Source organism: Rhodococcus sp. ACT016, assembly GCF_050477185.1.
In the GTDB taxonomy this organism is placed as follows: Bacteria; Actinomycetota; Actinomycetes; order Mycobacteriales; family Mycobacteriaceae; genus Prescottella.
This window is the reverse complement of the sequence record NZ_JBEAET010000001.1, coordinates 4,204,530-4,219,764: the sequence shown is the minus strand read 5'-3', so window position 1 is coordinate 4,219,764 and position 15,235 is coordinate 4,204,530. Positions and strand designations below refer to the sequence as shown.

Here is a 15,235-nt window from a genome sequence, read left to right as displayed (position 1 = left end):
TGGGCGGGAGGGCTGGTGCCGGTCGCCGATCTGCGGTGCGCTGAAAGCGCTTGACCCAGTCCGATGCAGCGCGGTCACGCTCATCGTGAAGGCATCGTTGGAGGGCGGATGACAAGTTCGGTTGGAGAACGTGCAGGCAAGGGTCTCGAGGGCCCGCCCGCGTCGACGTTCGACCGGCTCTCGTTGCTGCTCGACAGCTTTCGTGGCACCGCACGGCTCACTCTCACCGAACTGTCGCGTCGCACAGGCATTCCCAGAACCAGCACACACCGGATGCTCGAGAATCTGGTGAGAATGGGCTGGCTGAGCCGGATCGGCGCCGAGTACGAACTGGGGCACAGGCTCGTCGAGTTCGGCGCCCTGGCCCTGTACCGGAATCGACTGGACCGTGCGGTGGACCCGCTGCTGCGGGAACTGCACCATGCCACCGGGCACGTAGTGCACCTGGGCGTCCTCGACGGATCCGACGTCGTCTACATCGAGAAGGTCGGCGGTCGCTCCGCGCCCGATATCCCGACGAGAGTGGGAACCCGGATTCCGGCGCGGTCGTCGACGATCGGCAAGGCGCTCACGACCGCACGGCGCACCGATCGCGGTCCGCTCGGTGTCGCATTCGGGACCTGTACCGCAAGTTTCGGTTGCATCGGCGTCCGGGTCGGATCCCTGGACGGGCTCGAGGTGGGGCTGTCGATCAGTGGGCCGTTGAGCCGCGTGCGGTTCGACGACCGGGACGCCGCGCCGGTGCGATTGGCGGCCGTTGCCATCGGCCAGTTCCTGGACCTGACAGGAACGGTCCGGGAATCCGCCTGACCGTCGGGTGATCGGTCGCCGCGGGATCCCCGAGACAGGGATCCCGCCTGCAGATCATTCGAGGCGGCCGGGCACCGGGTAGCTACGCAGGGACAGGCCGATCTGCCCGGACAGGATCAGGTCGTCGATCGACTCGCGCAGCTTGTGGCACGAGGGGACCCATGCGCGGCCGTCCTGGGTCGTCCGCGACTCCGCGAACTCGGGGCACGCGCTGTCGGCGTCGTCGAGCCACTGGATGCTGGTGTGGGCCTCGCTGTACTTCTCGACGAGGACTCGGTTGCCGCAGCTGTTGCAGCGCACGCTTTCCATGTTCGGACCTCCCTGATTCCACTGGTGACGGTAGTCACTCGCGGCCGCTCGTGCGCCCAACCTCCCACGGAGCGGGAGTTTTCCTCCCGGTGAGCGGGCGTGTGCTACCGGTGTGTAACCCCTGTCTACCTGGGCTGTTAGGCTTCGGGCATGTCCGGAACCGAGCCTGTCAACGACGTCGACGACAACGGCTACCCGTCCCTTCCCGCCACCAGTTGGGCGGTTCTCGGCATGTTGACACTCGGTGAGGGGCTCACCGGCTACGACCTCAAGAAGTGGGCCGACTGGAGCATCGGCTTCTTCTACTGGAGCCCGTCGATCAGCCAGATCTACGCCGAACTCAAGAAGCTCGAGGCGGTCGGCCTGGTCGAGTCGGAGATGGTGTCCGAGCCGGGGGAGCGGGGCCGCCGGGTCTACCGCATCACCGGGCGCGGGACGCGCGCGGTGCGGAACTGGTCGCTGCACGCGCCGGTGGAACAGCCCGTCCTCAAGCACGGACTGATGCTGCGACTGTGGATGGGGCACCTCAACGAGCCCGAGCAGCTCAGGGCGCTGGTGCAGTCGCACATCGAGAACATGGAGTCGATGCGTGAGCGCGCGAAGCTGCACGCCGACCATGCGACACGTGAACCGGCGTGGGCATTTTCGAAGATGAGCCTGATCTGGGCGGAACGCTACTTCCAGTCCGAGGTCGACCTGGCCCGCCAGATCCTCGGCGACATCGACGCCGCAGCCGAGACCTTCTCCCATGTGCGCGAGCGTGACGAGCTGGGCAACCCGATTCCGGAGGTGGCCGGCTCGTGGCGTGATGTCGAGGATTTCGTCGAGGGCCTCGAGCGGCGCCAGCGGAACTGACCGCCTGAGCCGCTCGAGGCGACCGATCAGCGACGGTCGATGCCGAGGATCCCGGAAAGGTCCTCCCACAACTGCTTTCGAGTCAACTGCGTGGCGGACAAGGCCGCGACGGTCATGAACCCGTGGAAGAGGTCGTCGTACCTGCGATGGGTGGTCGCCACACCGTCGAACGCGAGTCGCGCCGCGTAGCCGTCGCCCTCCGAGCAGAGGGGGTCGCGGCCCGCGGTGACGACGACGGCGGGTGGTAGCCCCGCCAACGTCTCGGCGCGGGCGGGGGAGATCAGCGGGCTGTCGGCGCCGCCGGGCGCGTACTGCTGCCAGTACCACCGCATCGCCGCGCGGGTGTTGAAGTGACCCACCGCGTAGGCCCTGTACGACTCGGTGTCGAAGTCGTCGTCGATCACCGGGTAGATCAGGGCCTGAGCGGCGAGCGCCGGCCCGCCGCGGTCCCGCGCGGCCAGTGCGACGGTGGCAGCGAGATTGCCACCCGCGCTGTCGCCGGCCACGACGATCCGGGACGGATCTCCGTTCAGCTCCGCACAGTTCGCGTGCGCCCACACCAGCGCGGCGTAGACGTCCTCGAGCGCCGCGGGTGCCGGGTGCTCGGGCGCGAGCCGGTAGTCGACGGACACCACGACGGCGCCGATCCCGTTCGCCATGGCCCGGCACAGGCCGTCATGCGTGTCCAGGTCGCAGAAGACGAATCCGCCGCCGTGCGCGAAGACCACGACCGGGCGCGGATCGGCGACGTCCGAGGCAGGTTCGTACACCCGGGCCGGGATCGGTCCGGCCGGTCCGTCGATCTCGATGTTCCGGATCGAGGCGACCGGTTCGGGATTCGCGACCGGCTGGAGCCGGGCCCGGATCGCGGCCCGAGCCTCGGGGCCGGTCATCTCCTCGACGCGCGGGAACCCGGCGTCGAGGATCTCGAGCATCGACTGGACCTCGGGGTCGATCTGCATGGCGCTCCTGTGCGATCGCGGGTCAGGCGTACTGCAGGCGGACGCGGGGCGTCGCGGTGGGCAGGCTCTGGAGCCTGTTGCGGTGGGCGATCGGCGCGGCGCCGTTGCTGCGTCCGGTGAGGGTCTGCAGGATCGCGTTGGCGGCCATCCGGACCGGGGCCGCGTGCCGGTGATCGAACTTGAGGTGGCTCGTCGGTCCGCAGATCGACAGGGCGGCGAGGACACCGCCGACCGGTCCGACCGGAACCGCGATGATGCCGATGCCGCCGGAGATCTGGCTGACCTCGTATGCCACGCCCATCTCGCGAACCTTGTGCAGCTCCGGGGTGAACTCGGAGAGGTTCTCGGCGCCGTTGGGGGTGTACGCGAGCAGCGCCTTGCCGATTGCGGAGTTGCGGGCGGGGTAGCGGCTGCCGACGCGGGTCGGTAACTCGGCCGCGAGTCGTCCACCGATCTTGTCGAGGTACAGGACGTCGGATCCGTCGAGGACGCCGAGGTGCACGACGTAGCCGGTGACGCGGTGCAGTTCCTGCAGGATCGGGGCGGCGGCGCTGTGGAGGCGGTTCTGGTGGACCGCAAGCGAGCCGAGCTCCATCAGGCGGGTGCCGAGCTCGTAGTCGCGTCCGTCGCGGCGCAGCCACCGCATCTCGACGAGGCGTTCGAGCATCCGATGCGCCGACGATCGCGGCAGCCCCGTCCGTTTCACGACCTGCGCAAGGGTGAGACGGCCGGGGCCGTCGAAGGTGTCGAGAACCAGTGAAACCCGTTCGAGAATCGCGGTCGGGGTGGAGTCTGCGGTCGCTGGTGCGCTCATCGATGTCTCCCTCACTCTGTCGAGCATCGCGGTCAAACCCATCTGACATGGGTATTTCGATTAGAAATAATGACACACGATTCTGAGTTTGTGAAGTAGATCACCAAGATCGAGATATGCCGAAAGGGGGAACCCGACGTCCCTGGTAGGACGGGGTTCCCCCTGACGGGAGCAGAGTGTTCTGTTCTGGAGGGTGCGCTACATCGCGGCGAGCGGCTCGCTGCCTGACCAGTCGTGGCCCCAGTAGCTGTCGGCGGTGATCTCCTCGGACGTGTAGAACGTCTCGTCCACGAGGTGTCCGTCGGTGCCGAACTCGATGTCCCAGCCGCCGGGGGCCCGGACGTAGAAGGACACCATCTTGTCGTTGGTGTGGCGACCCAGCGTCGAGGATACCGAGAAGCCGTCCTTCATGACACGGTCGAGTGCCTGGCCGACGGCGTCGAGCGTGTCGACCTCGACCATGATGTGCACCAGGCCGGGGGCTCCGCCGTGCGGGGCCGGGCACAGCGCGAGGCTGTGGTGGCGCTGGTTGACGCCAAGGAAGCGCACCCGCAGCGGGCCGAACTCCGGCGGAGCCGGGATGCGGAATGCGCCGCGCGGCAGGAAGCCGAGCACATCGGTGTAGAAGTCGAACGTGCCGTTCGGATCCATCGTCGGGAGCACCACGTGGCCGAGACCCTGTGCGCCGGTGACGAACTTGGCACCGAACGGGGTGACGACGGGGCTGTGGTCGAGGACCGCGCCGTGGAAGACCTCGAGCGTGGTGCCGGCCGGATCCTGGAAGGTCACGACCTCCTCGACGCGGCGGGCGTCCGCCTCCTCGAGCGAGAGCGGCTTGACGGCGATGCCGGCGCGCTCGACGGCCTCGGTGACCCGGACCAGGGCGGCGTGGTCGCGGACCTCCCAGCCGACGGTGACGACCTCGTCGGTCTCACCCGGGACGACGACGATGCGCGCTGCACGCTCGTCGACGCGCAGGTAGAGGGCGTCGGGGTCCGGGCCGGTGCCCTGTGCGAAGCCGAGCACGTCGAAGGCGAAGGTGCGCCAGCGCTCGATGTCGTTGGTCTGGACCTTCACGTAGCCCAGCGCGCGGATGTCGGAGCCGAAGCCGCCGACATTGGGGTTCGTCATGTTTTGTCTCCGTTGTGGATTCGAGTGTTGTGGATCCGGTGGATCAGATCATCGCGCGGAGCGGACCCTGCGGGTCCACACCCAGGCCACTGAGCGTGGCGGCGTGGTACACGGTGCCGGGGACGTGGATCGCATGGTGCAGGCCGGCGTGCGCGTCACGCCAGAAGCGCTGCATCGGCTTGTCCATGCGCAGCGCGTTGCCTCCACAGCGGGCGTACACGGCGTCGATGGCCTGCACGGCCTGCCACGCCGCGTTCACCTGGGTCTCGCGGCCCTGGGCGCGCTGTTCGAACGTCGGGGTCTTACCGGCGTCCACCAGATCCCACATGCGATCGACGTTGGCCAGCAGCGAGTCCCGGGCCGACTGCAGCTTCGCGGTGGCCTCGCCGACCGCGAACATCGTGTACGGATCGTCCTTGACCGCGGTGCCCTGCGGGTTGATCCGCTCGCGCTGGTACTCGTTGGCGTGGTGCAGGACGCCCTCGCAGATGCCGATCGTGGCCGACGTGATGCCGAGCGGGAACATGTTGGACCACGGCATCAGGTACAGCGTCTCGGTGCGGCCATACTTGCGGACGGCGGTGCCGTCGATGACCTCGTCGCAGTCCATGACGCGGTAGTCGGGCACGAACGCGTCCTTGACGACGACGTCCTTGGAGCCGGTGCCGCGCAGGCCCACGACGTCCCACGAGTCCTCGATGATCTCGTAGTCGGTGCGCGGAATGATCACGTGCAGCATGCGGGGCGGCATCTCCATGCTGCCGTCGGGGTTGCACGCCATCGCGCCGAGGAAGGCCCAGTCGCAGTGGTCCGTTCCCGAGGAGAACGACCACTTGCCGGAGAACTTGTAACCGCCGTCGACCGGCACGCACATGCCGCCCGGCATGTACGGCGACGCGAGCCACGTGTCCTGGTCCTGACCCCAGACCTCCTGCTGGACCTTGGGATCGGCGAAGGCCAGCTGCCACGGGTGCACGCCGACGATGCCGTGGACCCAGCCGGCCGACGGGTTGAGCGACGCCATCCGCATGACGGTTTCCGCGAACTCGCGCGGGTGGACCTCGAGCCCGCCGTGCTCCTTGGGCTGGAGCATGCGGATCGAGCCGAACTCCTTCATGCGCTTGGCGGTCGCGTCGGCGACCTTGCCGATCCGCTCGGCCTCGATGCCTTCGACGAAGATGTCGTCGGCGGCGGCCTCGATGCGGGCCAGGACTTCGTAGCTCATAGTGAATTTCCTTCTGGTGGGTGTGGTTCTACGTGCCGGTGACTAGGACGTCGCGGCGGAACCTTCGGCCTGCTTGGCGATGTTCTCCGCAACTTCCTTCTGCCAGCTCGCGACCGCCCGGGTGGTGTCGATCTCGAACTCGAAGCGCTTGGTCATGTCCTCGGTGATGTCCTCGACATCGACGTAGAACTGCTGGTACCAGCGGCGCAGCTGGTACACCGGGCCGTCTTCCTCGGACAGCAGCGGGTTGTCGATGGGCGCCTTGTTCTTCCAGATCTCGACGTCCTGCTCGAAGCCCATCTCGACACCCTCGGCGAACTGGGCGGCCATGCCCTCCGACTCCTCGTCGGACAGGCCCGGCAGCTTCTTGACGATCGCGCCGTACTGCAGCACGAACTCGTTGTTGCTGACCGGGTAGTGGCAGTTGATGAGGACCGTCTCGATGGTCTGGCCGTTGGCGTCCGACTCGAGCCAGTCGATCATGTACGACGGACCGAAGTACGAGGCCTCCGACCGCAGCTCGGCGTTGGGGTCGTCGTAGTTGGTGCCGGAGACGATGTCCTCGCGGCCGGTCGAGTGCATGTACTGCGTGGCGACGTGGCCCTCGAAGACGTTCTTGAAGAACCGCGGGAACGAGTAGTGGATGTAGAAGAAGTGCGCCATGTCGACGACGTTGTCCACGATCTCGCGGCAGTGCGAACCCTTGATGCGCAGGGTCTTCCAGCTCCAGTCGGTCCACTCGTCGGTGCCGTAGCCCGCGATCTCGGGAATGGTCACGTCGGCCGGCGGCGGGTTGCCCTGGGGGTCGTTCCAGACGTACAGCTGGCCGTTGCGCTCGAGCGTGGTCCACGCGCGGGTCTTGGCGACCGGGGGAACGCGGCGGGCGTAGGGGATGTCGGTGCACTTGCCCTTGCCGTTCCAGCGCCAGTCGTGGAACGGACACGCGATGGTGTCGCCCTTGATCTCGCCCTGGCTCAGGTCGCCGCCCATGTGCCGGCAGTACGCGTCGAGGACGTTGAGTTCGCCCTTGCTGTCGGCGAACACGACCAGCTTGGTGCCGAACGCCTCGATGGAGTGCGGCTTGCCGTCCTTGAAGTCCCGGATGAGACCGATGCAGTGCCAGCCGCGTGCGAAGCGGGTGGGCGCTGCAGCAGCCACGATCTCGCGAATCTCGTCGGTCTCGGCAGACGAGCCGTTCGTGGGAGCGGTGTCGAGTGACATGTGTTCCTCCGTGCCGTCAGGGGGCTGTCCTGTGATGCGCCTCATAGAACTCGGCGGCGTGTCGGGTGTGAAGGGACTCTCCCGCTGGATGGAACGCCTCCGACTTCGTGATATAGCGCCCGTTCGACGCGCGATCGCGCGGTTCGGTTCGGACCCGGCCGCGGACGCCGGGCGCACCTCCCACCACGCGGGAGGATCCCTGCCGCGGCCCCCGACCCGCTGGCTAGCGTCGCGACTCGGGCGAAAGGAACTGATCATGTTGCGGACGAGCGGTGAGGGAAGACCATGACACGGATGGCCGGCAAGGTTGTGCTCATCACGGGTGCGGGTAAGGGGATGGGACGCTCGCACGCGGTTCGTCTCGCCGAGGAGGGCGCCGACGTCGTCGTGGTCGACCTGCCCGGACAGCAGTCGGAGGCCGACCTGGCCGAAACCGCGCGCCTCGTGGAGGAACTCGGACGGCGTGCGGTGACCGCCACCGCCGACATCCGCGATCTCGACGCCGTCACCGCGGCGGTGCAGGCCGGTGTGCGCGAACTCGGGCCGCTCGACACCGTCGTGGCGAACGCGGGCATCTGCGACAACCCGGGACCGTCGTGGACGATCGACGACGCCATCTGGAACCGATCGATCGACGTGAACATCACGGGCACGTGGCACACAGTCAAGGCCGGTGTCGCCGAGATGAATCCGGCCGGTGGCTCGGTGATCATCGTCAGTTCGACCGCGGCGATCAAGGCGGTGCCGGGCGCATCGCACTACTCGGCCGCCAAGCACGCGATCACGGGTCTGTCGAAGACCCTCGCGAACGAGCTGGGGAAGCGGTCCATCCGCGTCAACTCGATTCACCCGGGCGCGGTCGCGACGCCCATGACCATCAACCCGACCACGTTCGCGCGGCTGCGCCCCGACCTCGAGAACCCCACCGAGGCCGATGTCGCCGAGGTGCTGTCGCAGCGGATGCTGCTGCCGGTGCCGTGGGTGGAGTCGATCGACGTGAGCAACGCGGTGCTGTTCCTGGCATCGGACGAATCCCGGTACGTCACAGGCCTGCAGATGGTCGTCGACGCCGGCCAGACCCAGAAGGTGGCGTGATGACCGGACGTCTCGAAGGCAAGGTCGCGCTGATCACCGGCGCGGCGCGGGGCATGGGCCGTGCGCAGGCGGTGCGGTTTGCGCAGGAGGGCGCCGACATCGTCGCGATCGACGTGTGCGCGCCCGTCGAGCACGCGACCACTCCCGGGGCGACGTCGGAGGACCTCGCCGAAACGGTGCGCCTGGTAGAGGGGCTCGGCCGCAAGATCTGTGCGTTCGAGGTGGACGTGCGCGACCAGCAGGCGCTCGATGCCGCGGTGTCCGGGGGCGTCGAGGCCCTCGGCCGACTCGACGTCATCTGCGGCACCGCGGGCATCAGTTCGTCGGGCCCGGTGGTCGAGATGGACGCCGACCGCTGGCAGACCATGATCGACGTCAACCTCACCGGCGTGTGGCGCACCTGCAAGGCCGGTATCCCGCACATCATCGACGGCGGCCGGGGCGGCTCGATCGTGCTGATCAGTTCCATCGCCGGGCTGCGCGGGCTGGTCAGTGTCGGCCACTACACCGCCGCCAAGCACGGTGTGGTCGGGTTGATGAAGTCGCTCGCCAACGAGCTTGCGCCGCACCGGGTCCGGGTCAACACGATCCACCCGGCGAACACCCGCACCCCGATGATCGAGAACCCGGCCACCATGCGGACGTTCTGCCCCGGCGTCGAGAATCCGACGCAGGAGCAGTTCGAGGCGGGCCTGCAGTCGATGCATCTGCTGCCGGTCGCGATGATCGAACCCGAGGACATCGCGAACGCGAGCCTGTTCCTGGCGTCCGACGAGTCCCGTTTCATCACCGGTGTCACGTTGCCCGTCGACGCCGGCCATTGCGTGAAGTAGGAGGCACCATGCGATTCGAGGATCTGGCGGGCGGCACCGCCGTCGTGACCGGCGCCGGTAGCGGCATCGGGGAGAGCGCCGCGCGCCGCGCGGTCGAACTGGGCATGAACGTCGTGCTCGCCGACATCTCCGCCGAGCGTCTGGACGCCGTCGCGGCGGACCTGCGCGCTGCCGGTGGTTCGGTGCTGGCGGTGCCGACCGACGTCCGGGATGCGGCCGCGGTGGATGCGCTCGCCGACGCCGCGTACGCCGAGTTCGGTGCGGTATCGGTGCTGCTCAACAACGCCGGCCTCGAGTCGCTCGGTTTCACGTGGGAGGTTCCCGCAGACGAGTGGCGCCGGGTGATCGACGTCAACCTGCTGGGCGTCTTCCACGGCATCCGGTCGTTCGTGCCGCGCATGGGCGCCGACCCGCGCCCGTCGCACATCGTCAACACGTGCTCGGTGGGCGGCATCGCGATCACTCCGCGGATGACGGCGTACGCGGCGTCGAAGCACGGCGTGCAGGCGCTCACCGAGTGCCTCTACCTCGAGTGCGCCGAGGTCTTCCCGCAGATCGCGGTGTCGGTGTTCAGTCCGGGGCAGGTCGCCACCCGCATCTTCGAGGACGCCCCCGTCCACGACGCCACCGCGGCCGACGCTGGGTTCTGGCGCGATCAGATTCGGGAAGGCATGACCCCGGACACCGCCGCGAAGCTGCTGTTCGAGGGCATCGCGCGCAACGACTTCTGGATCCTCACCCACCCCGACTCGTTCGACCGGCTCGCGTCCAAGCGGGCCCGCGTGCTGGGTGAGAAGTTGCGTCCCGACGCGGTGTTCGACGGCCGGAACTGATCGATTCGTCGGGTGTAACAGGTTCCAGTTTTGCGGAAATCCGGTTATCGTGTCCGTGACCCGGACCACACCGGCCGACCGTGGCGCGGCGGGCATGCAGTGAGCCGTCGTGTCCCGAGCGCACGCAGAAGGAACACACATGACCGACGAGCTCGCCGACGTCCTCCACCGCCCACGCTTCCTTGCGGACCTGCTGATCACCGCGCTCGAGCGCAACGCGAATCGGCCGGCGCTCTACCTCGGTGACGTCGTGCTCACCGGCGGTCAGATGCGCGACCAGATCAGTTGTTTCGGGCAGGCACTCGAGTCGCTGGGCGTCGGCAAGGGTTCCACCGTCGCGATGCTGTCGAAGAACCGCCCCGAGGTCCTCATCAGCGTCGGCTCGCAGATGATCCTCGGCTGCCGCAACACCGCGCTGGCGCCGATGGGCTCGCTGGACGACCACAGCTACATCCTCGGTGACGCCGAGATCGAGACGCTGATCTTCGATCCGACGGCGTTCGAGGGTCGGGCCGCGGAACTGAAGGCCGCGGTGCCGTCGCTGAAGAATCTGTTCTCGCTCGGCCCGTCCGAGGTGGGCGTCGACATCCTGGAACTGGCGCAGAAGTTCACCCCGCAGCGTCTGGTGGCCGCGGACGTCGACGGCGACGACCCGTCGAGCATGGTCTACACCGGCGGCACCACCGGCAAGCCGAAGGGCGTCGTCAACACCTTCCGCTCCGGTGTCACGCTGCCGCAGATTCAGATGGCCGAGTGGCAGTTCCCCGACGAGATGCGCTTCCTCGCCTGCACGCCGCTCTCCCACGCGGGCATGGCGTTCTTCGTGCCGACGCTGATGCGCGGCGGTTCGCTGGTGGTGCTGCCGGCGTTCGAGCCGGGCGCCGTGCTCGAGGCGATCGAGAAGTACAAGATCACCTCGACCATGCTGGTGCCAACCATGATCTACATGCTGCTCGACCATCCGGACCTGAAGACCCGGGACGTCTCCAGCCTGCAGACCCTGTTCTACGGCGCCGCCGCGATGTCGCCGACCCGGCTGCAGGAGGGCATCGCCAAGCTCGGCCCGATCTTCTTCCAGTACTTCGGGCAGAGCGAGTGCGGCATGACGATCACCGTGATGCGCAAGGAGGAGCACGACCCGGAGAACGTCGAGCGCCTCGCCTCGTGCGGTCGCCCCGTGCCGTGGCTCGACGTGCGCCTGCTCGACGACGACCTGCACGAGGTCGCCCAGGGCGAACTCGGCGAGATCTGCGTCCGCGGACCGCTCGTGATGAAGGAGTACTGGAAGAAGCCGCAGGAGACGGCGGAGGCGCTGCGCGGCGGCTGGCTGCACACCGGCGACATCGCCCGCGCCGACGAGGACGGCTTCCTCTACATCGTCGACCGCAAGAAGGACATGATCGTCACCGGCGGCTTCAACGTGTTCCCGCGCGAGATCGAGGACGTCATCTCCGGCCACCCCGCAGTGGCGTCGGTGGCCGTCGTCGGTGTGCCCGACGAGAAGTGGGGCGAGTCCGTCAAGGCCTGCGTCGTGCTGCGTGACGGTCATACCGTCGACGCCGCCGAACTCGTCGACCGGGTCCGCGCCGCAAAGGGCTCGGTGCACGCGCCCAAGTCGGTCGACTTCGTCGACTCGCTTCCCCTGACGCCGCTCGGCAAGCTCGACAAGAAGGCGCTGCGCGCGCAGTTCTGGGAGGGTGCGACCCGCTCCGTCTGACCGATGCGGCCGTCCGATCAGGACGGCCGGGTGTCAGCGGCCAGGACGGCGTCGAGGAACGACGACGGAACTCGATCCCCGTCCTGGCCACCGGCGCGCAGCGCCGTGAGCAGATCCTTCATGCCGGGGCCGGTGTCGAGGACCGTGCGGACCAGCCCGAACGGCGCGCAGCGCGTGAGTGGGGGAACGACTTCCAGGAAGGCGTCGTCGGGATTCCCCGCGGTATGCAGGCACAGCGCGTACAGCAGTTCTGCGCGCAGGAGCGCGAGCGGACGTTCTTGTTGCCGAATCCGTTCCAGGCGTTCCCGCGCCAGGTCACGCGCGGTGTCCGCGTCGGGTGGCGACGGGTTCCTGAGTAGGACCTGGATCGTGGAATCCTCGTGCAGATCGGCGGTGGCGATCGCGATGCCGTTGCCCGTGCCGTCCGGAAGCGATGCGGTTCCGTCCGGGTGCGAAGCGAACCCGCATCGGACGCGCTCGTTCTCGACTCGGGCGGCGAGTCGTGGCAGCTCGAGTGTGCGGGCGATCTGGGCACCCTCGTCCAGGCGGGCACGGGCACCGTCCATGTCGCCACGCAGTGCCTTCACCCGCGCGCCGAGTCCGTAGGTGAGCAGCATGAAATCGACGGCGCCTCCCTCGGATCCGAGTTCGTGACACTCGTCGAGCAGCGTCTCGGCCTCTTCGACGCGGTCCCGCTCGTACAACAGAGAGCCCAGCAAGGCCCCGGCGAGGCGCGCGACATGCGAATGGACGCTGTGTTGCTTCGCGCGGTGCAACGCGCGTTGGCAGAGGTCGTCTGCCGCCGGGTAGTCGAGCTGTTCGCGGGCCGCGAAGGCGGCGAAACAGTACCCGTACACGACAACCAGCGGTCCCAGCGTCGAATCATGTTGGGGTGCAGCCTTTTCCTGGAACATTCGCGCTCCGTGGAAGTCGAAGCTGTGCAGCGCCTCGAACGATGCATTGTTGGCGGCGCCCGCGAGAACGAAGGGGCGCAACGTGTCCGCGCGGGCGAAGCAATGCGCGGCCCCTTCGGCGAGGTGTTCGATACGATCCGCGAACACGCCCACGACGCCCTGCAGCATCATCGCCTCGGCGAGCAGGTCGTCACGAGCGCAGTCGTCTGCCGGCTGCTGGTGGAGCCCGTCCTCGGCCCGCCTCAACAGCGACTCCACCGACTCGGACGTGTGGTGCAGCAGCACGTGCCCCCAGGCTTCGATGATCAACAGCCGTGGCCGCGAGTCCGCCAGTGGGGCAGGGAGTTTGTCGATCAGCCCGAGTAGCGAGGACATCTGTGCGTTCTCGACGAGCTGCATTCCTTTCGCCTCGACCAGATCCGCGGCGAGGTCCGGCTCTCCTGCTTCCAGCGCATGGTCGACCGCTTCCCGAACCATGCCGTGATCGGCGAACCAGCGTGATGCCGTGCCGTGCAGTTCCTGGGCGCGGCCAGGGTAGTCCCGCTCCAGTCGACGGCGCAGGTACTCGGCGAACAGATGGTGGTAGCGGAACCACGTCCGTTCGTCGTCGACTGCTCGCAGGAACAGGTCTCGGTCCTCGACGTCCTCGAGCAGTGCCTGGCCGTTCGGCACACCCGCCAGCCGACTTGCGAGGCTGCCGGAGACCCGCTCGGCTATGCAGGTCGTGATCAGGAATTCGAGAATCGACGGTTCGAGAGCGTTCAGTACGTTCTCGGCGAGATATTCGCCGATGGCCCGGCTGCGCCCGGACATGTGGGATATGACGTCCGTCGGGTCGTCCGCGTCGCGCAACGACAACGATGCCAACTGCAGTGCGGCCGCCCAGCCGTCGGTGGTGTCGCGCAACGCGAGCACGTCGTGGTCCCCGAGATGGACGTCGCCGAGCTCGTCGAGGAACTGGCGGGTCTCCTCGGCGTCGAAACGGATCTCGTCCTGTCCCACTTCCACCAGTTCGCCCCGCACTCGCATCCGGCTGAGCGGCAGCCCCGAGGGCGTTCGGCTGGTCACGATCAGCTGCAGGTGGTGACATGCGTTGTCGAGCAGGAACTCGATCGCCTCGATCGTGGACTGGTCGGTGACGAGGTGCCAGTCGTCGATCACCACCGCGATGGCCTCGTCTCGATCGTGGACCAGATTGACTAGTGTGGTGAGCACGAACCGCACTGCCTCGTCGCCGTACTCTTCGAGGGCCTGGCCGAGATCCTTCGTGAGGTCGGGTCGGACCTGACCGATCGCCTCCGTGAAATGTGCGAGGAACCAGACGACGTTGTTGTCGTCCGCGTTGACACTCAGCCATGCCACCGGCATTCCTTCGGACACGAGGACCGAACGCCACTGCGAGGCCAGCACCGTCTTGCCGAAGCCGGCAGGTGCATGGATGAGGGTCAACAGACGCCCGCGCCCGCCGGCGAGCGACCGAATCAGTCGGTCCCGATCGACGAACGTCCGAGCCGTGTCGGGTGGATGGAACCTGGTTCTGGCCACCGGCGGCAGGGGCGTCGTTCCGGACCGTGGCGTCGGGCCCAGCGGTCCCGACAGCGTCAGTGGCCTCGACGGACTGTCCGGCCGGTCGATCCAGCTGTCCGAGACGGTCGCGCGTAATAGTTCGCCGAACGCCGCGGCAGATTCAGGTCTCCTGTCCGGATCCGGCGACGTCGCGTGCTCGAGCGCAATGCAGACCTCGTCGGGTATTCCGCGCGGTCGAAGGTCGGGGATCGGTTCGGACGCCAGACGGCGCAGCTGACGGTTGACGCTCTCGCCGGTGCGACGGCTGAAGGCGGCGTGACCGGTCAGGCAGTAGAACAGCGTGGAGCCCAGGCCGTAGACGTCCGACGAGATCGACGCCGGCGTGCCGAGCATGACCTCCGGCGCCGTGAACGCCGGCGTGCCGGCCGCGTCCATACCTTGTGTCTCGAATGCCCCCCTCATCCGCGCCACCCCGAAGTCGCTCAGCTGGGGTTCGCCGAACCGGGTGACGAGGATGTTCGCCGGCTTGACGTCGCGGTGCAGGATCCCGAGCTGGTGCGCGGCGGCGAGGGCATCGGACAGCTTCACTCCGATCCGCACCGTTTCCTGCCAGGTCAGGGGCCCGTAGCGGCGGATCCGGGCGTCGAGTGAGCCTTCCTTGTGGTAGGGCATGACGATGAAAGGGCTCCCGGTCGTCGTCACGCCGACCTGGAGCACCTCGACGACGTTCGGATGCCCGGACAAGCGGCCGAGCGCCCGCTGTTCACGGACGAAGCGGGCGCGGCTGGTCTCGTCGAATCCGGCCGTGGACACTTTCACGGCAACGGTCCGTTCGAGCGCGGCCTCCGTGCACCGATAGACCACTCCGTAGCCGCCGCGGCCGACTTCGCAGGCATCCTCGAACCCCTCGGCAGCCAACTCTGCCGCGATCGTTCCGCCCGAGCCCCGCCGGGTGACTTCCTCGTCCGCACCCATCGACACATCACCTC

General features: G+C 67.8%; 13 protein-coding genes. 6 read left to right on the top strand and 7 right to left on the bottom strand.

The genetic code is table 11. The annotated features are described in order from the left end of the window. Window positions 1-108: 108 nt before the first annotated feature. A complete protein-coding gene (locus tag ACQ5DX_RS19515) occupies window positions 109-810 on the top strand; it encodes an IclR family transcriptional regulator (RefSeq protein ID WP_430334132.1) in 702 nt (233 codons plus the stop codon). A 54-nt stretch (window positions 811-864) separates the two neighbouring features. On the opposite strand, the gene ACQ5DX_RS19510 is transcribed toward ACQ5DX_RS19515, so the two are convergent. Beyond that, window positions 865-1,119 (bottom strand): hypothetical protein, encoded by a 255-nt coding sequence (locus ACQ5DX_RS19510; RefSeq protein ID WP_430334131.1) that lies wholly within the window; start codon window positions 1,117-1,119, stop codon window positions 865-867. A 150-nt stretch (window positions 1,120-1,269) separates the two neighbouring features. Here ACQ5DX_RS19510 and ACQ5DX_RS19505 point away from each other — a divergent pair, with 150 nt between their 5' ends. Beyond that, window positions 1,270-1,974, top strand: a complete 705-nt coding sequence (locus ACQ5DX_RS19505; protein ID WP_430334130.1) for a PadR family transcriptional regulator — start codon at window positions 1,270-1,272, stop codon at window positions 1,972-1,974. Window positions 1,975-2,000: 26 nt separating this feature from the next. Here the strand turns inward: ACQ5DX_RS19505 and ACQ5DX_RS19500 are convergent, their stop codons facing one another. From ACQ5DX_RS19500 to ACQ5DX_RS19480, 5 genes are all read right to left on the bottom strand, one after another. Further along, a complete protein-coding gene (locus ACQ5DX_RS19500) occupies window positions 2,001-2,936 on the bottom strand; it encodes an alpha/beta hydrolase (protein ID WP_430334129.1) in 936 nt (311 codons plus the stop codon). A 22-nt stretch (window positions 2,937-2,958) separates the two neighbouring features. Further along, window positions 2,959-3,750: an IclR family transcriptional regulator gene (locus ACQ5DX_RS19495; RefSeq protein ID WP_430334128.1), complete on the bottom strand. Its 792-nt coding sequence runs from the start codon at window positions 3,748-3,750 to the stop codon at window positions 2,959-2,961. A gap of 198 nt (window positions 3,751-3,948) precedes the next feature. Further along, window positions 3,949-4,881, bottom strand: a complete 933-nt coding sequence (gene bphC / locus ACQ5DX_RS19490) for a biphenyl-2,3-diol 1,2-dioxygenase (RefSeq protein WP_430334127.1) — start codon at window positions 4,879-4,881, stop codon at window positions 3,949-3,951. Between the two features lie 43 nt (window positions 4,882-4,924). Beyond that, window positions 4,925-6,106, bottom strand: coding sequence for a hydroxylase (locus ACQ5DX_RS19485; protein ID WP_430334126.1), 1,182 nt, complete (start codon window positions 6,104-6,106; stop codon window positions 4,925-4,927). Window positions 6,107-6,148: 42 nt separating this feature from the next. After that, complete coding sequence (locus tag ACQ5DX_RS19480) at window positions 6,149-7,327, bottom strand: Rieske 2Fe-2S domain-containing protein (protein WP_430334125.1); 1,179 nt, start codon at window positions 7,325-7,327, stop codon at window positions 6,149-6,151. 285 nt (window positions 7,328-7,612) lie between these two features. On the opposite strand from ACQ5DX_RS19480, the gene ACQ5DX_RS19475 reads away from it, so the two are divergent. The 4 genes from ACQ5DX_RS19475 (at window position 7,613) to ACQ5DX_RS19460 (ending at window position 11,805) form a co-directional block, all read left to right on the top strand. Then, complete coding sequence (locus tag ACQ5DX_RS19475; RefSeq protein WP_430334124.1) at window positions 7,613-8,422, top strand: mycofactocin-coupled SDR family oxidoreductase; 810 nt, start codon at window positions 7,613-7,615, stop codon at window positions 8,420-8,422. Continuing rightward, entirely contained in the window at window positions 8,422-9,255 is an 834-nt protein-coding gene (locus ACQ5DX_RS19470; protein ID WP_430334123.1) for a mycofactocin-coupled SDR family oxidoreductase, read from the top strand. Before ACQ5DX_RS19475 ends, ACQ5DX_RS19470 begins: the two co-directional genes overlap by 1 nt. Before the next feature lie 8 nt (window positions 9,256-9,263). Beyond that, window positions 9,264-10,088 (top strand): SDR family NAD(P)-dependent oxidoreductase, encoded by an 825-nt coding sequence (locus ACQ5DX_RS19465; RefSeq protein ID WP_430334122.1) that lies wholly within the window; start codon window positions 9,264-9,266, stop codon window positions 10,086-10,088. A 139-nt stretch (window positions 10,089-10,227) separates the two neighbouring features. Further along, window positions 10,228-11,805 (top strand): AMP-binding protein, encoded by a 1,578-nt coding sequence (locus ACQ5DX_RS19460; protein ID WP_430334121.1) that lies wholly within the window; start codon window positions 10,228-10,230, stop codon window positions 11,803-11,805. 17 nt (window positions 11,806-11,822) lie between these two features. Here ACQ5DX_RS19460 and ACQ5DX_RS19455 read toward each other — a convergent pair whose 3' ends face one another. Further along, the gene (locus ACQ5DX_RS19455) at window positions 11,823-15,221 is read right to left on the bottom strand and encodes a protein kinase domain-containing protein (RefSeq protein ID WP_430334120.1); all 3,399 of its coding nucleotides are present in this window, start codon (window positions 15,219-15,221) and stop codon (window positions 11,823-11,825) included. Window positions 15,222-15,235 lie beyond the last annotated feature (14 nt).